The organism is Massilia sp. Dwa41.01b (genome assembly GCF_014171775.1).
In the GTDB taxonomy this organism is placed as follows: Bacteria; Pseudomonadota; Gammaproteobacteria; order Burkholderiales; family Burkholderiaceae_D; genus Telluria.
Genome location: NZ_CP050454.1, coordinates 3,796,349 through 3,816,585, shown reverse-complemented (window position 1 = coordinate 3,816,585; position 20,237 = coordinate 3,796,349). Strand labels below are relative to the sequence as shown.

At 64.8% G+C, this 20,237-nt stretch carries 23 protein-coding genes; 10 read left to right on the top strand and 13 right to left on the bottom strand.

Translation table 11 applies throughout. The features are described from left to right. Window positions 1-8 precede the first annotated feature (8 nt). From G4G28_RS17560 to G4G28_RS17550, 3 genes are all read right to left on the bottom strand, one after another. Entirely contained in the window at window positions 9-548 is a 540-nt protein-coding gene (locus tag G4G28_RS17560; protein ID WP_182989257.1) for a hypothetical protein, read from the bottom strand. Beyond that, entirely contained in the window at window positions 548-1,537 is a 990-nt protein-coding gene (locus G4G28_RS17555) for a CoA ester lyase (protein ID WP_182989256.1), read from the bottom strand. Before G4G28_RS17555 ends, G4G28_RS17560 begins: the two co-directional genes overlap by 1 nt. 134 nt (window positions 1,538-1,671) lie before the next feature. Further along, window positions 1,672-2,661 (bottom strand): malate dehydrogenase, encoded by a 990-nt coding sequence (locus G4G28_RS17550; RefSeq protein ID WP_182989255.1) that lies wholly within the window; start codon window positions 2,659-2,661, stop codon window positions 1,672-1,674. Between the two features lie 284 nt (window positions 2,662-2,945). On the opposite strand from G4G28_RS17550, the gene G4G28_RS17545 reads away from it, so the two are divergent. From G4G28_RS17545 to gltA, 7 genes are all read left to right on the top strand, one after another. Then, entirely contained in the window at window positions 2,946-3,713 is a 768-nt protein-coding gene (locus G4G28_RS17545) for a GntR family transcriptional regulator (RefSeq protein WP_182989254.1), read from the top strand. Between the two features lie 352 nt (window positions 3,714-4,065). After that, complete coding sequence (gene sdhC / locus G4G28_RS17535; protein WP_182989253.1) at window positions 4,066-4,488, top strand: succinate dehydrogenase, cytochrome b556 subunit; 423 nt, start codon at window positions 4,066-4,068, stop codon at window positions 4,486-4,488. A gap of 3 nt (window positions 4,489-4,491) precedes the next feature. Further along, window positions 4,492-4,860, top strand: a complete 369-nt coding sequence (gene sdhD, locus G4G28_RS17530) for a succinate dehydrogenase, hydrophobic membrane anchor protein (protein ID WP_182989252.1) — start codon at window positions 4,492-4,494, stop codon at window positions 4,858-4,860. A 2-nt stretch (window positions 4,861-4,862) separates the two neighbouring features. Next, window positions 4,863-6,641 carry a succinate dehydrogenase flavoprotein subunit gene (gene sdhA / locus G4G28_RS17525; RefSeq protein WP_182989251.1) on the top strand — a complete coding sequence of 593 codons (1,779 nt, stop codon included), beginning with the start codon at window positions 4,863-4,865 and terminating at the stop codon, window positions 6,639-6,641. Between the two features lie 62 nt (window positions 6,642-6,703). Further along, complete coding sequence (locus G4G28_RS17520; RefSeq protein WP_182989250.1) at window positions 6,704-7,414, top strand: succinate dehydrogenase iron-sulfur subunit; 711 nt, start codon at window positions 6,704-6,706, stop codon at window positions 7,412-7,414. Between the two features lie 443 nt (window positions 7,415-7,857). After that, window positions 7,858-8,160 carry a succinate dehydrogenase assembly factor 2 gene (locus tag G4G28_RS17515; RefSeq protein ID WP_182989249.1) on the top strand — a complete coding sequence of 101 codons (303 nt, stop codon included), beginning with the start codon at window positions 7,858-7,860 and terminating at the stop codon, window positions 8,158-8,160. Between the two features lie 86 nt (window positions 8,161-8,246). After that, window positions 8,247-9,548 (top strand): citrate synthase, encoded by a 1,302-nt coding sequence (gltA, locus tag G4G28_RS17510; RefSeq protein WP_182989248.1) that lies wholly within the window; start codon window positions 8,247-8,249, stop codon window positions 9,546-9,548. 162 nt (window positions 9,549-9,710) lie between these two features. On the opposite strand, the gene G4G28_RS17505 is transcribed toward gltA, so the two are convergent. Continuing rightward, entirely contained in the window at window positions 9,711-10,121 is a 411-nt protein-coding gene (locus G4G28_RS17505) for a hypothetical protein (protein WP_182989247.1), read from the bottom strand. Between the two features lie 25 nt (window positions 10,122-10,146). After that, window positions 10,147-10,578 (bottom strand): hypothetical protein, encoded by a 432-nt coding sequence (locus tag G4G28_RS17500; RefSeq protein WP_182989246.1) that lies wholly within the window; start codon window positions 10,576-10,578, stop codon window positions 10,147-10,149. A gap of 133 nt (window positions 10,579-10,711) precedes the next feature. Here G4G28_RS17500 and G4G28_RS17495 point away from each other — a divergent pair, with 133 nt between their 5' ends. Then, window positions 10,712-11,206 (top strand): nuclear transport factor 2 family protein, encoded by a 495-nt coding sequence (locus tag G4G28_RS17495; protein ID WP_182989245.1) that lies wholly within the window; start codon window positions 10,712-10,714, stop codon window positions 11,204-11,206. Between the two features lie 207 nt (window positions 11,207-11,413). Next, complete coding sequence (gene gluQRS / locus G4G28_RS17490) at window positions 11,414-12,400, top strand: tRNA glutamyl-Q(34) synthetase GluQRS (RefSeq protein WP_183107646.1); 987 nt, start codon at window positions 11,414-11,416, stop codon at window positions 12,398-12,400. Here the strand turns inward: gluQRS and G4G28_RS17485 are convergent. From G4G28_RS17485 to G4G28_RS17475, 3 genes are all read right to left on the bottom strand, one after another. Then, window positions 12,397-12,975 carry a CHRD domain-containing protein gene (locus G4G28_RS17485; protein WP_182989244.1) on the bottom strand — a complete coding sequence of 193 codons (579 nt, stop codon included), beginning with the start codon at window positions 12,973-12,975 and terminating at the stop codon, window positions 12,397-12,399. The two genes, gluQRS and G4G28_RS17485, sit on opposite strands and share 4 nt — an antisense overlap. A gap of 273 nt (window positions 12,976-13,248) precedes the next feature. Next, the gene (locus G4G28_RS17480) at window positions 13,249-13,710 is read right to left on the bottom strand and encodes a DUF421 domain-containing protein (protein ID WP_182989243.1); all 462 of its coding nucleotides are present in this window, start codon (window positions 13,708-13,710) and stop codon (window positions 13,249-13,251) included. A gap of 73 nt (window positions 13,711-13,783) precedes the next feature. Further along, complete coding sequence (locus tag G4G28_RS17475) at window positions 13,784-14,215, bottom strand: hypothetical protein (RefSeq protein WP_182989242.1); 432 nt, start codon at window positions 14,213-14,215, stop codon at window positions 13,784-13,786. A 252-nt stretch (window positions 14,216-14,467) separates the two neighbouring features. Here G4G28_RS17475 and G4G28_RS17470 point away from each other — a divergent pair, with 252 nt between their 5' ends. Further along, window positions 14,468-14,974, top strand: coding sequence for a porin family protein (locus tag G4G28_RS17470; protein ID WP_182989241.1), 507 nt, complete (start codon window positions 14,468-14,470; stop codon window positions 14,972-14,974). A gap of 284 nt (window positions 14,975-15,258) precedes the next feature. On the opposite strand, the gene G4G28_RS17465 is transcribed toward G4G28_RS17470, so the two are convergent. The 5 genes from G4G28_RS17465 to G4G28_RS17445 all read right to left on the bottom strand — a co-directional run bounded on the left by G4G28_RS17465 (window position 15,259) and on the right by G4G28_RS17445 (window position 19,894). Next, a complete protein-coding gene (locus tag G4G28_RS17465; protein WP_182989240.1) occupies window positions 15,259-15,921 on the bottom strand; it encodes a response regulator in 663 nt (220 codons plus the stop codon). Then, window positions 15,918-16,247 (bottom strand): ATP-binding protein, encoded by a 330-nt coding sequence (locus G4G28_RS17460; RefSeq protein WP_183107645.1) that lies wholly within the window; start codon window positions 16,245-16,247, stop codon window positions 15,918-15,920. The genes G4G28_RS17465 and G4G28_RS17460 overlap by 4 nt, the downstream gene beginning before the upstream one ends. A 4-nt stretch (window positions 16,248-16,251) precedes the next feature. Beyond that, the gene (locus tag G4G28_RS17455) at window positions 16,252-16,455 is read right to left on the bottom strand and encodes a hypothetical protein (RefSeq protein WP_183107644.1); all 204 of its coding nucleotides are present in this window, start codon (window positions 16,453-16,455) and stop codon (window positions 16,252-16,254) included. Beyond that, a complete protein-coding gene (locus tag G4G28_RS17450; protein WP_183107643.1) occupies window positions 16,443-17,489 on the bottom strand; it encodes a HAMP domain-containing protein in 1,047 nt (348 codons plus the stop codon). The genes G4G28_RS17455 and G4G28_RS17450 overlap by 13 nt, the downstream gene beginning before the upstream one ends. Window positions 17,490-17,623: 134 nt before the next feature. Continuing rightward, complete coding sequence (locus tag G4G28_RS17445) at window positions 17,624-19,894, bottom strand: catecholate siderophore receptor Fiu (protein ID WP_182989237.1); 2,271 nt, start codon at window positions 19,892-19,894, stop codon at window positions 17,624-17,626. Window positions 19,895-20,237 lie beyond the last annotated feature (343 nt).

Genomic DNA, 20,237 nt, shown 5'->3' with positions numbered 1-20,237 from the left:
CGTAGGCGTTAGGATTTCTTCGTTTCCGGCGTGGCAGCCACGATCGGCTTGCTTTGCTCGGCGTTCTTGCATTCGTTGGCCAGCTGGCGGTTCAGCTTCGAGTCGAGCAGGATGCCCTTCGAGGGGATGCCGATCCAGATGAGACCGTAATTCGGATTTTCGAAACGCAGCGCACCGGTGGTGGTGCCGACGCGGGTCAGGCGGTGCAGGCGTTTCTTCCAGCGCAGCGCGATGTGCGCGTCGTCGGTGTCGTTGGTATAGATCGTGACCTTGTTGTTGAGCTCGCAAGCGTATTCGGTCACCTTGGTGTCGGTGATGTCCGGCTCCGGTTCGTCGACAAAGGCAGCGGCCGCGGCCGGCGCGGCGGCTTTCGCCTTCTTCGATTTCGCAGCGGAAGAGGAGGCCGGCTTTTTCGCCTTCGCCTTCAGCACGTCTTCGGCGCGCGGATGGTTCTTTTCGGGAGCAGCCGATGCGGTGGCGGCGCACAGGCCGAGGGCCGCGAGCACGAATGCGCCGGCGGAGAGCAGTTTTGGGGTGGAGATGGCCATCAGTGAGAGTCCGTTTGGTTGACGATTGCCGCCGCGGATTCAGGCAGCGCCAGGCCGGCCAGCTTCGCGCGCTGCAAAACGGTCCAATAATATCGGTAGCTGGCGCGGTCGTGCAAGCGCCCATGCTGGGCGATCGGTCCCCAGTTCGCCGCCATGGCCTCGTGCAGGATGGTGGCGGCCTCGTTCACTTCCGACAAACGTGGCGTAAACGCCTTGATGATCGGCTTGACCTGGTCCGGGTGGATGCTCCACATGCGCGTGAAACCGAATTCGGCGGCAGCGCGCTGTGCATCGTTTGCCACAATCGCACTATCCTTGATATCGGTCGTCACATTATGCGAGGCCACCTTGCCGTGCGCATGACATGCCGCAACCATCTCCAGCTTGGCGCGTGCAACCAACGGATGCGTGAATTGTCCTGGCGTGCGCATCGCGCTCGCGGGAATTGCGCCGAAGTGGGAGGAGACGAAATCCATGATGCCGAAGGACAGGCATTCGACCTGGGGCAGGGCGGCGATCTGCCAGGCCTCGCGCAGGGCGCCGTGGGTTTCGATCAGCACATGCACCGGCAGCACCAGGCGCCCGTTGGGCATGGCGACGCGGTTGATGATCTCGAGCGCACGGCGCACGTCCTCGACGCCGTTCGGTTTCGGCAGCACGACATAGGCCAGGCGGCGCGGCGCTGCGCCAACGATGGTGACGACGTCCTGCACGAAATGGGGGCTGTCGATGTCGTGCAGGCGCACGCCGATGCGGTTGAAGCGGTTGTCGCTTGAATCGACGAGGCTGGCGACCAGTTGCGCGTGCGCCTCTTCGTTGCCGGCGGCGGCACCGTCCTCGCAGTCGAAGGTGATGTCGAAGACGGGACCAAGCTCTTGTTGCAGGGCCATCGACTTGCGCATCAGCTTCTCCGAGCCGGCGTAGTGGTCGCAGGCGGGAAGCAGGAGCGGCTGGCGTTTGCCCTGGAATAAAACCTCGGAAGGATGCATGGGTGTTTCTACCGAAACGCGTGAAGTTGAAGTGAACTTTGGAAACGACCGTGCCGCCGGGACGCGGCGGCACAGGGAAGGTGCGCGCGCCCGGCTTTGCCGGTCATGCGCGCCTTCGGGTTCTGATCTGCAGCTTAAGCCAGCAGGTGCGCCACGCCTTCACGCTCTTCCGTCAGCTCTTTCAGCGTCAGGTTGATGCGCTCTTGCGAGAATTCATCGATTTCCAGGCCCTGGACGATGGTGTACTCGCCGTTCTCGGTCGTAACCGGGAAGCCGAACATCACGCCTTCAGGGATGCCGTACGAACCGTCCGACGGAATGCCCATCGTGGTCCACTTGCCGTTGGTGCCCAGCACCCAGTCGCGCACGTGGTCGATGGCGGCGTTGGCGGCCGATGCAGCCGACGATGCACCGCGTGCCTCGATGATGGCGGCGCCGCGCTTGCCGACGGTCGGCAGGAAGGTGTCGCGGTTCCAGACGTCATCAGCAATAAGCTCCTTGACCGACTGGCCATCCACCGTCGCGAAACGGTAGTCCGCGTACATCGTTGGCGAGTGGTTGCCCCAGACGGCCATCTTCTCGATCGAACCGACTGGCTTGCCCAGCTTGGCGGCAACTTGCGACAGGGCGCGGTTGTGGTCCAGGCGCAGCATGGCGGTGAAGTTTTTCGCCGGCAGGTTAGGCGCCGATTTCATGGCGATGTAGGCGTTGGTGTTGGCAGGGTTGCCGACGACCAGCACTTTCACGTTGCGCGAAGCGACGGCGTCGAGCGCCTTGCCCTGCACGGTGAAGATCTGTGCGTTCGCTTCCAGCAGGTCCTTGCGTTCCATGCCAGGGCCGCGTGGACGTGCGCCAACCAGCAGGGCGACGTCGACATCCTTGAAGGCGGTCATCGGGTCCGAGTGGGCGGTCATGCCGGCCAGCAGCGGGAATGCGCAATCGTCGATTTCCATCATGACGCCCTTGAGCGCCTTCTGTGCTTTTTCGTTGTCGATTTCGAGCAGCTGCAGGATGACCGGCTGGTCCTTGCCCAGCATGTCGCCGTTAGCGATGCGGAACAGCAGCGAGTAGCCGATCTGGCCGGCGGCGCCGGTAACGGCAACACGCATTGGGGTTTTAGCCATGATGAATCTCCAAAAGTGGGAATGAAAACGGTCGAAGCCGAGGATACGCCTGTTTCCCCGGCGTGGGCCGAAGAAAACCGCAATGATACCAAAACCGCCATGTCCAGAGGGGTATCCAGCGTGTTGTGGCGTGAGTCGCACAGGGGAGCGGATGCCCGGTCGACCGCGAGTGTAGTCCTCGGCCAACGGCCCTGTCAATTGATATCATATGTCTTATATAAGACAGATATGTTGCCGTGCGTACACTGGACGGGCAGGGGCGTTTTGTGGTGAAATCGTGGTCTATGAATCCCGCGCCAACCAACCCGTCCAGCGAAGGCACAGGCAACAATGCCTCGCCATCGTTCCGGCCGCTGTACCAGCAGATCAAGGCGTTGATCACGCAAAGCCTGCAGTCGGGCGAGTGGAAGCCGGGCGAGCTGATGCCCAGCGAAGTGGAGCTGGCCGCGCGCTTCAAGGTCAGCCAGGGCACGGTGCGCAAAGCCATCGACGAACTCGCGGCCGAGAACCTGGTCGTGCGCCGCCAGGGCAAGGGCACGTTTGTCGCCACCCACCACGAAGAACGCGCGCACTTCCGTTTCCTCAAGCTGATGCCCGACGAGGGCGTTCCCCACCATCCCGACAACCGCCTCATCGAAGTCAAGCGCATCCGTGCGCCGGCCGAGGTCGCGCGCCTGCTCGAGCTGAAGTCGGGCGACGCGGTCGTCTACATCAAGCGCCTGCAGTCCTTCGACGGCGCGCCCACGATCCTGGAAGAGCTCTGGCTGCCCGGGCAGCTGTTCAAGGGCCTGACCGCGGAACGCCTGGTCGAGTACAAGGGTCCTATGTATGGGCTGTTCGAATCCGAGTTCGGGACGCGCATGATCCGCGCCACCGAGAAGATCCGTGCAGTCGCGGCGGACGCGGCGGCGGCGCAGTACCTGGGCGTGGAGGAAGGGACGCCGCTGCTGTGCGCGGACCGGGTCTCGTTCACCTATGGCGACAAGGCGGTGGAGTTGCGGCGCGGGCTGTATCTGACGGCGAAGCATCATTACCAGAACGATTTGTCGTGACGTCCGGGTTTCGTAGGGTGGGCACTGGTGCCCACGCGAAACAGCATTCGAATATCGAAACGTCGGGCGGATCGCATCAGCGGGAATGAGGTGGAAGCCGGCTCGCTTTGCGGCCTGCACCAGTACGACCGCGTGGGCACGAGTGCCCACCCTACGATACAACGGCAGAACGAACAGGGTTTCTGCACGATCGTGCTTATGCGTTTAAAATATGTTGTTTGCCAGAAAGCACCGAACAAAACCCGGTTCCGTGCAAGATATGCCGATATTGCGGGTCGAGATCTTGGTGTGTCTCAAAAAATCGGCGAAAATTAAGGGTTAATCACATTTTGTCAGTTAAGGGAGGTGTTGTATGTCCGAAGCCATAAGAGAGCAGCAAAAGAGAGGACAGCCGATCCGTAATGTCAGCATCACCGACATTACGATGAATTATCGCCAGCCGCCATCGGCGATCGTGTCGATCCTGCACCGCATCAGCGGTTTCGGGCTGTTCCTCATGCTGCCGTTCCTGTTGTACCTGCTGCAGCAGAGCCTGCTTTCGGAGACGTCTTTCTATCACTTCAAGGACATCGTCAACAACCTCTTCGTCCGCATCCTGCTGCTGGGCCTGTCGTGGGCTTACCTGCACCACTTCGTCGCCGGTATCCGCCACCTGTTCATGGACAACCACCTGGCCCTGGACAAGGACGCCGCACAGCGCACCGCCCGCTGGGTGCTGGTGATCAGCCTGGCGCTGACCGTCATCGTCGGCCTGAAACTGTTTGGAGTATTCTGAAAAATGGCAACCAAGAACAACATCGGCCCGCGCCGCCTCGTCGTCGGCGCCCACTATGGCGTGCGCGACTGGCTGGCCCAGCGCGTGACCGCAATCCTGATGGCGGTCTTCACCCTCGTCCTGCTCGGCACCTTCCTGAGCGCACAGAATTTCAGCTATGAAGGCTGGGCGTCGCTGTTCGCGCGCCAGTGGTTCAAGCTGTTCGCCCTCGTCACCTTCCTCGGCCTGTACTACCACGTGTGGGTCGGCATTCGTGATATCTGGATGGACTATGTCAAACCGGCCGGCATCAAGCTGGTCTTGCAGTTTGCTACGGTGCTCTGGCTGCTCGCCTGCGCCGCCTGGACTGTGCAAATTCTCTGGAGCGTGTAATCGTGGCAGCAATCAAAACTGCAATCCCTTCCCGCCGCTTCGACGCGGTCATCGTTGGCGCCGGCGGTTCCGGCATGCGCGCATCGCTGCAGCTGGCTGAAGCCGGCCTGAACGTCGCCGTGCTGTCGAAGGTCTTCCCGACCCGTTCGCACACCGTGGCGGCGCAGGGCGGCATCGGCGCTTCGCTCGGCAACATGAGCGAAGACGACTGGTACTGGCACATGTTCGACACCGTCAAGGGTGGCGACTACCTGGGCGACCAGGATGCAATCGAATTCATGTGCCGCGAGGCACCAAAGGTCGTGTACGAACTCGAACACTTCGGCATGCCGTTCGACCGTAACCCGGATGGCACGATCTACCAGCGTCCGTTCGGCGGCCACACCGCCAACTTCGGCGAAAAGCCGGTCCAGCGCGCCTGCGCCGCGGCCGACCGTACCGGCCACGCACTGCTGCACACGCTGTACCAGCGTAACGTCCGCGCCCGTACCCACTTCTTTGTCGAGTGGATGGCTTTGGACCTGGTGCGCGACCTTGAGGGCGACGTCATCGGCGTGGTCGCCCTGGAAATGGAAACCGGCGACGTCATGATCCTGGAAGCGAAGACCACCATCTTCGCCACCGGCGGTGCCGGCCGTATCTTCGCCGCATCGACCAACGCCTTCATCAACACCGGCGACGGCATGGGCATGGCGGCACGCGCCGGCCTGCCGCTGCAGGACATGGAATTCTGGCAGTTCCACCCGACCGGCGTGGCCGGCGCGGGCGTGCTGATCACGGAAGGTGTCCGCGGCGAGGGCGGTATCCTGATCAACTCGAACGGCGAACGCTTCATGGAGCGCTACGCGCCGACCCTGAAAGACCTGGCGCCGCGCGACTTCGTCTCGCGTTCGATGGACCAGGAAATCAAGGAAGGCCGCGGCTGCGGTCCGAACAAGGACCACGTGCTGCTGGACCTGCGCCACATCGGCGCCGACACCATCAAGAAGCGCCTGCCTTCGATCCTGGAAATCGGCCACAAGTTCGCCAACGTCGACGCGACCAAGGAAGCGATTCCGGTCGTCCCGACCATCCACTACCAGATGGGCGGCATCCCGACCAACATCCACGGCCAGGTGGTCACGCCTGACGGTACCGGCGGCCAGAAAGTGGTCAACGGCCTGTACGCGATTGGCGAATGCGCCTGCGTTTCGGTGCACGGCGCCAACCGCCTGGGTACCAACTCGCTGCTCGACCTGGTCGTGTTCGGCCGCGCCGCCGGCAACCACGTCGTCGCCTCGAAGCTGAAGGAACGTTCGAACAAGGCGCTGCCGAAAGACGCCGCCGACTTCGCGCTCGACCGCCTGAACCGCCTCGAAACCTCGACCGGCTCGGAAAAAGTGCAGGGCGTCGCCAACGACATCCGCGCCACAATGCAGAAGTACTGCGGCGTGTTCCGTACCGATGCGCTGCTGACGCAAGGCGTCAAGGAAATCATGGTGCTCGATGAGCGTCGCAAGCACGTCTCGTTCAAGGACAAGTCGCGCGTCTTCAACACCGCGCGCGTCGAAGCCCTGGAACTGGACAACCTGATCGAGACGGCGAAAGCGACCATCGTGTCGGCACAAGCCCGTAAAGAGTCGCGCGGCGCCCACGCGCACAGCGACTACGAACAGCGCGACGACGCCAACTGGATGAAGCACACGTTGTTCTACTCGGAAGGCAACCGCCTCGAGTACAAGGCCGTGAACCAGAAGCCGCTGACCGTCGAGACCTTCAAGCCGAAGGCACGTACTTTCTAAAGATTTTTGCCGGGAGGAGGGCTTCAACCTCCTCCCAGGCTTTAAAAACCCATAGGTAAAACATGGCACGCACAGTCCACCTCAAGATCTACCGCTACGATCCGGACAAGGATACGAAGCCTTACATGCAAGACGTCACCGTCGAACTGCAGGACACCGACAAGATGCTGCTCGACGCACTGCAGCGCATCAAGTCGGACGTCGACGACTCGCTGGCCCTGCGCCGCTCGTGCCGCGAAGGCGTCTGCGGTTCGGACGCGATGAACATCAACGGCAAGAACGGCCTGGCCTGCACCACCAACCTGAACGAGCTGACCCAGCCGATCGTGCTGCGTCCTCTGCCGGGCCTGCCGGTGGTGCGCGACCTGATCGTCGACATGACCAACTTCTTCAAGCAGTACCACTCGATCAAGCCGTTCCTGATCAACGACTCGATCAAGCCGGAGAAGGAGCGCCTGCAGACCCCGGAAGAGCGCGAAGAGCTCGACGGCCTGTACGAGTGCATCCTGTGCGCCTGCTGCTCGACCTCGTGCCCGTCGTTCTGGTGGAATCCGGACAAGTTCGTCGGTCCGGCCGGCCTCTTGCAGGCCTACCGCTTCATCGCCGACTCGCGCGACGAAGCCACCAACGAGCGCCTGGACAACCTGGAAGACCCGTACCGCCTGTTCCGCTGCCACTCGATCATGAATTGCACGGAAGTCTGCCCGAAGGGCCTGAATCCGAACAAGGCGATTGGCAAGATCAAGGAATTGCTGGTTCGCCGGGCGATTTAAGGTTAACTGTTTGCGGCCGGCGCCGTATTTGCCGGCCGTGAGACAGCGTGGGCACAAGTGCCCACCCTACGCCCTTCGGTTACTGAATGCGTTTGCTGAGGTTAGGACTTCGATGCTCTCTTGTCTGCGCCGAAGTCGGCACGTCAACCGTAGGGTGGGCACTCCGTGCCCACGCTGTCCGCAGCCAGCATGGCGGACGCGTCATTCAGGCCACTGGCCTGGATGACTCCGCGGTACACGGCATGAAATCCGGCGACGCCTGAACCCGTCGCCCGCGAAGCAACAAGGACCACGGACACCAGCCAGACGTCCGTCTTCGGTCGCAAAAATCGGATATCCTCCGCCTCATTGCGTCCCGAGTATTGCCATAAATACAGTAAAAGTACGGTACTGCCGAATGATGGCAGCCGGAGTATAGTGTTGACCGAACAACGGACTCTAGTGTGGAACCACGTAACACCGCGCAACAAGGTGCGCATCCAGGTGCACATCAAGCCGACCCCGCCAACCGTGCCCGCCTGCGCTGGCGCGCGCGCCGGGGCCTGCTCGAAAACGACCTGATCCTCACGCGCTTCCTCGATGCGCATGAACAGGAACTGAGCGACGACGAGGTCGATGCGCTGACCCGCTTGCTGGACCTGGCGGACAACCCGCTGATGGACCTGCTGCTGGGACGCGCCGAGCCCGAAGGCGACGTCGACCTGCCGCATGTGCGCGCGCTGCTGGCGCGCCTGCGGCAAGCATAAGCGCTGGAGCCGAACGGCAAGCCGAAAGCCGAAGCGACACATTTTCGTTTTATATTTTGTAGATCCACTCCCAAGAAGGAAGTGCCATGAATATTTCTGATACCAAAGCAACTCTGTCGTTCTCGGATGGCAGCCCATCGGTCGACATGCCAATCTACAAGGGCACGATCGGCCCGGACGTCATCGACATCCGCAAGCTGTATGGCCAGACTGGCAAATTCACCTACGATCCAGGCTTCATGTCGACTGCCGCGTGCAACTCGAGCATCACCTACATCGACGGCGACAAGGGCGAGCTGCTGTACCGCGGTTACCCGATCGAGCAGCTGGCAGTGAACTGCGATTTCCTCGAAACCTGCTACCTGCTGCTGAACGGCGAACTGCCGAACGCGGCCCAGAAGGCCGAGTTCGAAACCACCGTGACCCGTCACACGATGGTCCACGAGCAGATGAACTTCTTCTTCCGTGGCTTCCGCCGCGACGCGCACCCGATGTCGGTCCTGGTCGGCACCGTCGGCGCGCTGGCCTCGTTCTACCACGACTCGCTCGACATCAACGATCCGAAGCAGCGCGAAATCTCGGCGATCCGCCTGATCGCCAAGCTGCCGACCCTGGTCGCGATGGCCTACAAGTACTCGATCGGCCAGCCGTTCATGTACCCACGCAACGACCTGTCGTACAGCGCCAACTTCATGCACATGATGTTCGCCAACCCGTGCGAAGAGTACAAGGTCAACGACGTGCTGGTGCGCGCCCTGGACCGCATCCTGATCCTGCACGCCGACCACGAGCAGAACGCATCGACCTCGACCGTCCGCCTGGCCGGTTCGTCGGGCGCGAATCCGTTCGCCTGTATCGCTGCCGGTATCGCCTGCCTGTGGGGCCCTGCCCACGGCGGCGCCAACGAAGCGGCACTGACGATGCTGAAGGAAATCGGCTCGGTCGAGAACATCCCGGCCTTCATCGCCAAGGTCAAGGACAAGAACTCGGGCGTGAAGCTGATGGGCTTCGGTCACCGCGTCTACAAGAACTTCGACCCGCGTGCCAAGCTGATGCGCGAAACCTGCCACGAAGTGCTGAACGAACTGGGCCTGCAGGACGACCCGCTGTTCAAGCTGGCCATGGAACTGGAACGCATCGCCCTGGAAGACGAATACTTCGTCTCGCGCAAGCTCTACCCGAACGTCGACTTCTACTCGGGCATCGTGCAGTCGGCCCTGGGCATCCCGGTCTCGCTGTTCACCGGTATCTTCGCGATGGCCCGCACCATCGGCTGGATCGCCCAGTGGAACGAAATGATCGCCGATCCGGAGCAGAAGATTGGCCGTCCACGCCAGCTGTTCGTCGGCTCGCCGGTGCGCGACGTGGCATCGATCGACAAGCGTTAATACGGTGTAGATCGTTTCGAGAAGAGCGGGCTGCGGCCCGCTTTTTTTTCGTCCAGCGCGGTGGGGACCGTCACGCAGCACGACGCGGCACCAGGGCACGGCGATCCGCGACCACATCGGAGCTGCCATACGACGGCTCCGGCGCCTCGCGGCGGGACGCGGTTACTGACACTTGCCGCGCGCGATCGCCGCGGCCCAGAACGGCAGCGCGAACAGGCCACCGAGGCCGATATTCCAGTTCCTGGTGCCGATGCTCGACGGCTGGAACTTGAGTGCGTCCGGGCCCAGGCACGAGGGCTTCTTCGCTTCCTTGAAGTCGCGCGAGAAGGCCTGGTACCTGTCACCGCTGAGGACGTCGCCGGAGGCCGGGGATGCCGACTGGTCCGGGGACTGGGCCAGCGTCTCGCGTACCGCCTGCCTGATCGCCTCGTCGTCCAGGCGCGCGCGCAGCGGCAGGGGTGCCTCCGGCGAGGCCGGTGCCATCGGGGCCGGCGCCGCGGCGGCACGGGGCGGCAGCACGCCCGCCAGGACAATGAACATCATTGGCAGGATGGCGAAGAAGTGTGCCGGCATGGCGGTCGCGTCTCGGGCAGGGGCGTCAGCGGCACACGCCGCGTACCTTCGCCACGGCGATGAAGGGCAGGGCGAGGAAGCCGGTGAGGAAGAAGGTCGGCTGGTTGCGCAAGCCCTCGGAGTGCAGGCAGTCCGGCAGCCGTGAGGCGGCGAAGTCGCGCGCGAAGGATTGGGCAGGCGTCGCACTGAGCGTGTCGGCCTCGTGGCGGCGGGGATAGGCGTCGGCCTCCGTCGGAAGGCCTGCGATGGCGGCGCGGATCGCCTCCTTGTCGATGCGGGCCCGCAGCGAGGCAGCCTCGCCGGCGTGGTTCTCGTCCTGCGGCTGCAGGCGGCCGTCCTGCGCGCTGGCCTGTGCCGTGCGCCCTTTTGGCGCGGGCGCTGGCGACGTGGAAGGAGGGAGCGGCTCGGCGCGGGCGCCGAGGGCAACACAGAGCAGCAGGGTCGAAAGAGTGCGCATAGTGGGCAAGGAAATGACTCGTTGCCAAATGTACACGATAACGGAGGAGTTTTCTCCGCTTCATACGATTAGTTACAAGGATGTACATACATCTGTGTACAATCCGGCTTTTAAGTCAACAGTCAGCCAGACCATGAAGCGATTGCTCCTTGCCTGTTGCATGCTGCTGTGCGCCTGGGCCGCGCACGCCGATTCCACCCTGACGAAGCACGTCGACGCCTTCGTCGACCGCTGGCACGACGATGCCGCCCACTCCCGCCCCGTCTATTTCGACAAGATCGCCAGGGATGGCATTTATATCGGCACCGACAAGGGCGAGCGCTGGCGCCGCGACGAATTCAAGGCCTGGGCACAGCCCCATTTCAAGCGCAAGTCAGCCTGGGTCCTCAAGCCGATGCGGCGCCATGTCTACGCCTCCGAGGACGGCGCCATCGTCTGGTTCGACGAGCTGCTCGACACCCGCATGGGCATTTGCCAGGCCAGCGGCGTCCTGCGGCGCAAGGGCGATAGTTTCGAGATCGTCCATTACCAGTTGTCGATGGCGGTGCCGAACGAGGTCGGCAGCCAGGTGACCAAGCTGATCCGCGACTTCGAAGAGAAGGATGGCTGGAAGGGCGGTCCGCGCTAGGGAAGCGCTGATTTATTCCGGCTGGACGGACTTGGTCACGAAAAATGTGCCTTGCAAGGCGCAAACCGCAGCGATACCGCGTGGTATCGCGAGGATTTGCAACGCCGCAGGGCGCATTTTCTCGTGGCCGAGACGCCGCCGTGAATAGATCAGGGCTTCCCTGGGCCTGTGGTATCGTGATGCCCCTTCTGGTACCGACGTATCGCAATGAACGCGCCCGCAAGCAGCAACACCGATCCTGGCAATACCGCTCCTGGCACGACTGAAACGAGCCCGCCTGCCGGCGGCAAACCCTATGTCGGCCGCTTCGCGCCGTCGCCCACCGGCCGGCTGCATGCCGGCTCGCTGGTGGCGGCCGTGGCCAGCTACCTGGACGCACGCGCCCATGGCGGCGAGTGGCTGGTGCGCATCGAGGACATCGACGAAGGCCGCAGCGTGCCTGGCGCCGACGAAGCCATCCTGTCGCTGCTGGCTTCGCTCGGCATGGAATCGGACCGCGAGGTGGTCTGGCAGAGCCGGCGCAAACCGCTGTACGAGGCGGCCGCGCGGCAACTGGACGCGCACGCCTATCCCTGCGGCTGCAATCGCCGCGAAATCATCGACTCGCGCCCGGGCGTGGGGCCGGACGGGGCTGCGATCTATCCGGGCACCTGCCGCCACGGCCTCGCGCCCGGTCGCAGCATGCGCAGCCTGCGCCTGCGCGTGCCCGACGCCGGCGCGGACACGATGTCCTTCCACGACCGCTTCGCCGGCACGGTCAGCCAGCAGCTTGCCTTCGAATCCGGCGACTTCGTCCTGAAGCGCGCCGACGGCTACTGGGCCTACCAGCTGGCGGTGGTGGTCGACGATGCCGACCAGGGCGTGACCGACATCGTGCGCGGCGCCGACCTCATCGACTCGACCGCGCGCCAGATCTACCTGCAGCGCCTGCTCGGCGTGCCGACGCCGCGCTACCTGCATGTGCCGGTAGTGCGTAACGCGAACGGCGAGAAACTCTCGAAGCAGACCGGTGCGCTGGCGGTACTGCCCGGGGATGAACCGGCGTCGGTCGAGGCCTTGCTGCAGGCCGCGCAGTTTCTCGGCCTGCAGCTCGAACGCCCCGGCTCGCTCGCCAGCTTCTGGCGGGCGGCCATCCCCGCCTGGTCAGCCATGCTGGCCGAGCGGGAAGGGCGGTCGCAAGCGCACGCCGTCTAGGCCCGGCGCCGGCGTGCGCTCAGTCCGAGCCCCGCCAGGCCCAGCCCGAGCATGCCCCAGGTCGCCGGTTCCGGAATCGGCGCCGCCACCAGGAAGCCGCGGATCTCCCCTTGCGGATAGCGCGTGGTGTGGATGTTCAGGTAAGCCTCGTTGGCATTGATGGCCTCGATCAGTGCGGTACTGGCCGAGGCCGGTGTGCCGCCGAACGCGGCGAGGAAGGCCGGATCGTAGATCGCCGCGTCGGTCAGGTCGAAGGCGTGGGTGTAGACGCCGGCCGTGACGCCGGTCGGAAAGTCGACGAAGGGAATCGCGATCGGCGCCACGCCGGTAAAGGCGGCGGTCGTGCAGCAGTGGATGTGGCCGGCGACGGTGTCGGCCAGCAGGTCGCGGAAGGGCACTTCGGCCCGCATGATGTTGCCGTCGATTTCGAATGTCGCGACACTCGAGCCGGGCGAGCCGTTCGGCGGGCTTTCGCCCGGTCCGCTGGCGACGGCGCGGATGAGGTCATCCTGCGCGAGTGCCGGCGCGCAGGCGGCGGCGGCGGCCAGCGCCAGTATGGTCAAGCTGCGTTTCATGGCATACCTCCTGATCAGGAAAGAATCCAACGCGCCACGGGAGTGACGCTGCCCAAAAAACTAGCATGTTGGCCATCAGGTGCGCACACCATACGGCTGGGCAGGAGCCGCTGAGCAAAAGCGCTCATAAGGAAACTGAACGGGGGCAAGAAGGACCGCTGGCAGTGCGGGTACGGCATGGGCAAACGTCCGCATACCGCCGGGGCCCGGCGGCGGCGGCGCTGCTGAAGCCCGCCTTGTTGCGCAGAAGCGTAGTAACACGCTTGCGCGGGCTTATTTCTTCTTCTGGATCGTGATCTCGCCATCTGCCTCGAGGAAGGCGCACTGCATGTCCTGGCGCGCGCAATCGTTGGCGCGCAGGGCCTGCTCGAGATCGCCCTCGGTAATGCGGCAGCGCCGCACGACCTTGTCGAAGAACTGTCCGTCGCGCCCGATCAGGATGGCGGTACCGTCGAGCACCGTTGCCATGCTCCGGCTATGGGCGGAGATCAAGGCGACCACCGTGTTCAGGCCGATCAGCGTGGCCGCCAGGATCAGGCCGCCTCCAAGCGAATCGTCGCCGCCCGACAGCGAGTTCGACACCGCTTCCGACAGCAGCAGCATGACCAGCAGGTCGAAGGGCGTGAACTGGCCGACCGTGCGCCGGCCCGACAGGCGCACCATCACCAGCAGCACGAGATAGACCACCACCCCGCGCACGATGAACTCCCACCACGGCAAATCCATATCGAACATGATTCCTCCGGCCGCTCGCTAGCTGATGAGTCATTCTAATCATTTTGCTAACAAACGGCCGTCCGATAGGTGCTCAGTCCTCGCGGTGGTAGCTGCGCAGGTGGAACACCATGCGTCCATGTGCCTTTTCGCACACGCCGCTCATCGATTCCTTCGGCCCGGGTTGCAACGACACCGTGCTGCCGGCGGTTTTGCCGGCGCAGGCGGCGTGGGCCGCGGCAGGAACATGGGGCAGTGCCGGCGGTGGCGGCGGCGCGGGAATGGCCGGCATGGCGGGCATGGCGGGCAGGGCAGGGACGGCTGGCAAGGCGGGCGGTGCGACCTCTCCAGGCGCGCTGACATGGGGTACCGGTGGCGCAGGCGGTGCAGGTGGCGCGGGCGGTGGGGCCGGTGGCGACAGTGCGCAGTTGCCGCCCTTGGCGCCCTTGCACTCGATGTGGACGGCGGCCTGCGCGGTGGCGGCCCCGCACAGCAGGCCGGCCAGGATGACGTAACGTAAAAGCATGGATTTTCCTTTCGGTGTGGCGCGCACGGACCCGTGCGCGAGCAAAGGCATGCTAGGCCCCGAATGTGGAGGAAAAATGGAGACGTGGCAGCGCGCCGGTGGGTGATCGCGCGCCACGAATGCAAGCCGATGCAGCTGCGCGCGTTTTGCCGAAAACGCAAAGCTACTTCATTTCATGCAATCTTGTTATGCAATAATCATGAGTTGCGGAAATTCCGTGTCCTCCTGATGCTGTCACTTCAAGGCCCTTACATGTTCAAGCACATTGCAGCAACCGCACTCCTGCTCGTCTCCAGCCAGGCGTTCGCCGCCGAGTCCTCGCATTTCTATGCCGGCGTCGATGCCGCTTCGACCAAATTCGACAACCTGGACCGCGATACCGGGTTCGGCGCTTTCGCCGGATACCGCTTCAACGCCCATGTCGCCATCGAAGCGGGTTACCACCGCCTGCTCGATGCCCGCGCCTACACGAATGTCGGCAGCCTGCCGGTCGACCTGACGGTCGACCAGGCCGAGCTGTCGGTCATCGGCAGCCTGCCGCTGAGCGCCTCGCTGAGCGCTTTCGGCCGCGCGGGCATCAGCAGCATCACCTCCGAGGGCAAGGGCAATGGCTTCAGCGACAGCACGACCGATACCGGCGCTGTCTACGGCATCGGCCTGGCCTACGCGTTCACGCCGGCGCTGTCGGGACGCGTCGAGGTCCAGAAGCCGACGTCGGACGGGACGAAAACCGCGGCGGCGCTCGTGTTCTCCTTCTGACACGTATCGTGCGAAGCATGAACGGATTTCCAGGTGCATCGGGACAACGCATTCCAGCTGCAAGCGCTTTTCTCGCCGTCTTGAAGTCGCCACTGAGGTAGGCGGTGTTGCCGATCGCGGTCAAGACCCGGGCCGCGATGCTGGACTCTTCCTCTGGTCCAGTGTAAAACGGGCGTTGGCCTGGTGGCAACGGAAAGATTGCCCCGGGTCGTCGAGCGTGCGGCAGCGCTGATGGAAGGCTGGGCAGACGATGCAAAGCTCCTTTCCCGGGGGAGTCAGGCGTTCTACAGCTCGAACCGGTAGCCCACCCCGTAAATCGAGCGGATCGGATCGACTCCAGGGGCGATCGCATCGATCTTGCGCCGCAGGTTCTTGATGTGGCTGTCGATGGCGCGGTCGGTCACGTCCAGGTGGTCCTGGTGCGCCAGTTCCAGCAGCTGGGCGCGCGAGAACACCTGGCCGGGACGGCGCGCCAGGGCGGCAAGCAAGGCGAATTCGCTGGGCGTCAGGTCGAGCGGGCGCCCGTGCACGCTGGCGCGGTGCGCTTGCTTGTCGATTGCCAGTACCGGCGCCTCCACAGGAGGGCAGCTACGGCGCAGGACCGCCTTGATGCGCGCCACCAGTTCGCGCGGGCTGAAGGGCTTGCAGAGGTAGTCGTCGGCGCCGGCATCAAGGCCCAGCAGGCGGTCGATCTCTTCCACCCGCGCCGTCACCATGATGACCGGGACGTTCGAGAACGCGCGCAGGGCGCGGCACAGCGCCAGGCCATCCATCCCGGGCAGCATCAGGTCGAGCACGACCAGCGCCGGCATGTGTTCACGCAGCGCGGCCAGGGCCACGGCGCCGTCGGCGAACACGGCCGGCGTGTAGCCGGCGGCGCGCGCATAGTCGGCCACCAGTGCCGCCAGTTCCGGTTCGTCCTCGACGATGGCGATGTCCGTGTTCATGCTCCCTCCAGGTCGAATGCGATCGTGGCGCGCAGTCCGCCCAGGGGCGAGTGGGCAAAGGCGATGCTGCCGCCCTGCGCCTCGACCAGCCGCAGGCACAGCGCCAGGCCAAGGCCGGCGCCGCCGCTGGCCCGGCTGCGCGAGGCGTCGACGCGGTAGAAGCGTTCGCCCAGGCGCGCCAGCGCGGCATCCGGCACGCCGGGAGCACTGTCATCCACGACCAGGCACAGGCGGCCGTCGTCTTCGCTTGCATCGAGCCGAACGCGCCCGCCGGGAGCGGTATAGCGCAGGCAGTTTTCGAACAGGTTACCCAGCACCTGGCGCATGCGTTCACCGTCGGCCAGCGCGCGTGCGCACGGGCGCCGCGCCGGTCTCGAAGGTCAGCCCGGCTGCCTCGAAGCGGTCGCGCCAGGCATCGGCTTCCTGCAGCGCCAGCGCCCACAGGTCGAGCGGCGCACGCCGGCAGTCGAGCGCGCCGACATCGGCCCGCGCCAGCGCGTAGAGCTCGTCGATCAGGCGGTTCAAGGCGAGCACTGGCGCAGCATCGCGGCGACGTGCTCCGGGTCGCTATTACGCACGCCGTCCTGGATGGCTTCGATCTGCGCGCGCAGCACCGCCAGCGGGGTGCGCAGCTCATGCGAGGTGTCGGCCACCCACTGGCGGCGTGTGGCCTCGGCTGCTTCCAGCCGCGCCGCGAGCGCATTGAAGTGGCCCGCCAGTTCGCCCAGTTCGTCGCTGCGGCCAAGCGGCAGGCGGGTGTCGAAGCGACCCTCGGCCAGCAGGCGCGCGCCAGCGGCCAGGCGCCCGATCGGACGGCGGAAGTGGATTGCCAGCGCGGTGGCCACCGGGGCGCTGAGCAGCACGCCGGCCGCGGCGATCGGCCACAGGCTGGCGCCGAGCTGCTGCAGGAAGGCGTAGGCGAGGGCATCGGTCGGGCGTGCGCTGCGCGCCACCGCCAGGTAGCCGACCGTTTTCCCGTCAACGAGGATGGCGCGGCGCACCAGCGGCAGCGTGCCCGGCTCGCGTCCGGCCAGCCAGCGCCCGTCGGGGCCGAGCAGGCTGGCGCGCGCCTGCAGGCGCGGCGCCAGGTCGTCTGGATGGGGCATCGCGAATGAGGGAGGTGGCGGCAGGGGTGGCAGCGGCGGGGCTGAGGGAGCCGCCGGCGCCGCCGGCGCGACCGGCACTACCGGCAGGGCCGAGCGAGGCGGCGCCACGGACACCGGCGCGCGCGGCGCCGGTGCCGCCGGTGCCGCCGGTGGTGCAGGCGGTGCAGGCGGTGCGGGCGCCGCCATGACCCGCATCGCGCGTTCCTGTTCCAGGCGCGCCAGTTCGTCGGCCAGCCACGCGCGCTTGTGCGCGGCCGGGATGAAGTCCCAGCTGCCGCTGCGCGCATAGCGCCGGGCCAGCGTCGCCGACAGTTCTTCCAGGCGGTCCAGTTCGACCTGCGCGGCGTAGTCGCCAAAACGTTCGAGCACGTCCTGGCGCAGCAGGAAGACGGCGCTGGCGGCCACCGCCAGGATGGCCAGCAAGACCGAGGCAAACAGGCGCAGGCCGATCGATATCTTCAAGGTGTGCCGGGAAAGGGTGAAAGCCGCCCATTCTAGGCCAAGCCGGGGCGCAGGTCATCCATGCGCCGCATCGGCCGGGGTGCCGGCATGCGGGTGCACGGCCGCGCCAACGGCGGGACCATGAAACACGCCGCTCAGAAGCGCAGGTTCGCCGTCAGGCTGGCCGAGCGCGGGGTGCCCGGCGTGTAGCGATAACCGCTCTTGTTGATGCTGGCGACATAGGCCTTGTCGCCCAGGTTGTAGACGTTCAGGCGGATATCGAAGTTGCGGTTGAGCTCCCAAGACGCCATCGCGTCGAACACCCAGTGGGCCTCGGTATAGGCCGGGGTGCCGATGGCGCCGTCCAGGCCGCGCAGCAGGCGGTCGGCGTAGCGCGCGCCGCCGCCCAGCTTCAGGCCCATCGGCAGCTGGTAGGACGTCCACAGCGTGAACGACTGCTTCGGCGTGTACGTGAGGTTGTTCTCGCCGAGGGTGGTCAGCACCTTGCCCTTCTCGACGCTCGTGTCCATGTACAGGTAGCCCGCGCTGACCAGCCAGCCGCGCGCGAGCTCGCCGGTGGCGCCCAGTTCCACGCCCTGCACGCGCTTTTCGCCGTTCTGGTACCACTGCAGGTCGACCGGATCCTGTTCCAGTTCGTTTTTCACCGTAGTGCGAAACAGCGCCGCGCTCAGGGCCAGCTTTTGCTTCAGTAAATCGAGCTTGCCGCCCAGTTCCGTCGTGACCGTCGACTGCGGATCGTATTTCGGATTCTGCGCGCTGCCGGCGCTGGCGGAGACGCTGAAGCTCGACCCCGGCGGCAGCTTCGAGCTGGCCACCATCGCGTAGACGCTGCTGTTCGCGCTCGGCTTGTAGAGCGCCGAGAGCTTGCCGTTGACGATGGTGTCCTTGATCGTGAAGTGGGTCGGTACCAGCACATTGCTGGTCAGCGCCACGGCGGTGTAGTCGCCGCTGTAGTGGTCCGCGCGCAGGCCGCCGTTGAAGATCCAGCGCTCGCCCAGCTTGATGGTGTCGAAGGCATACAGGCTTTGCGTGTCGACGGCGCCATCGTTATAGGCACCGCTGCGGCGCACATCGAGCGCAGGAATCGGCTCGGCCGGGTTCGGGCGGTAGAGGTTGGCGGCGGGCGGGGCGCCCAGGCCGGTGCGTCCGTAGGCAAGCTGGCTTTCCTGGGTGAGTTCGAGACCCGTGACCAGGGTGTGCTGGAGCGCGCCGCTGCCGAACTGCGCGGTGAGCACGGTCTGGTTGGTGAGGATTTTATTGGTCTGGTCTTTCGAGGTACGGGTGCTGCGGGCAAGCGTCCAGGTCGACGGATCGGCTTCGTTCGGGGTCAGCAGATTGGCCCTGTTGCTCATGAAGGCGGTGAGCAGGTAGTCCTGGCGCGTGCGGCCGTAGCGGCTGATGTTGTTCAGCTTCAGGCTGGGCGAAAACGCATGCTCGACGCGCACGGTCGCCATGTCGGCTTCCACGCGGTCATAGTCGCTCAGCGAGCCATAGAAATTCTGCGGATCGACAGGCGCCGCGCCGTTGAGGAAGCTGCGCGCATCCGGGCTGGAATAGCCCGGCAGGCCGACCGTTGGTACGCCGCCGTCCGGCACGTTGTCCTGGTCGACGTGCAGGAAGTCCAGGTAAACCCGGGTCGGACCCTTCAGGCCAAAAGCCAGGCTGGGCGCCACGGCCCAGCGCTTGTCCTTGACGACGTCGCGTGCGGGCCGGCCGGCATCCTGGGCCATCACGTTCAGGCGCAGGGCGATGCCTTGTTCGTCGCTGAGCACCCGGTTCAGGTCGGCCGTTGCCCGTTTCTGCTTCGCGCTACCGCCCGTGAGCGAGCCGCTCATCGCGTCGGTCAGCGCCGCGCGCTTGGTAACGAGGTTGACCGACCCGGTGGGCGCGCCGCGGCCGTTGTCGGTGCCGGCCGGACCCTTGACGACGTCGATCTGCTCGAGGTTGAAGACGTCGCGCGAGATCGAACCGATGTCGCGCACACCGTCGACAAAAATGCTGCCGGAGGTGTCGAAGCCGCGCATGAAGATGGCGTCGCCGGTATTGGTATTGCCGTTCTCGCCGAGGAAGAAGGCGCCCACGCCCGGGGTGTTGCGCAGCGCCTCGGTCAGGGTGAGGGCGCCTTGCTGCTCGATCAGTTCCTTCTTGATGACCTGCACCGACTGCGCCGTGTCGACCAGCTTTTCCGTGTACTTCGGCGAGGCCGCACGCTCGGCCAGGAAATCGTTCTCGGTGCGGCCGACAACTTCGACTTTCGAGATGGCGCCGCTGGCCGTGTCGTCGAGTGCCGGCGGGGTGGTCTCGGCGGCCTGCGCGGACAGGGGCAGGAGCATGGCGGCGAGCGCAGCGCTCACGGCATGGTGGGATCGGGAGCGGGCGTGCTTGCGGCTTTTGATGGCTTGCATGGTCTTCGGTTCTTCTCTCGTTGATGGCGCTCACCCAGGAAGCTTGGGGCGCCGTGTTGTTGAACTGACCAGCATTCTAGAGAGCGTTTTCGAATATGTAAACGAGAATCGTTATCATTCGTATTCATTATTTAATGCGGGTAGGAGTCAGCGAGGCTCGAGCTCATCCGGTGTCCGGCGCAGGGGTAAGCGCCGACGCGCGCCCCAAGTTCTACACAGAAACTGTGGATAATTCTGTGAGGCACTGTGAACCGTATCGCTCAAGTCATTGATTTTGAGCGTAATTTTGTTGCTGCTTCAGGATTGAGCAATCGCAAGAAAACGGTGGTTTGAAAGGCCCAAG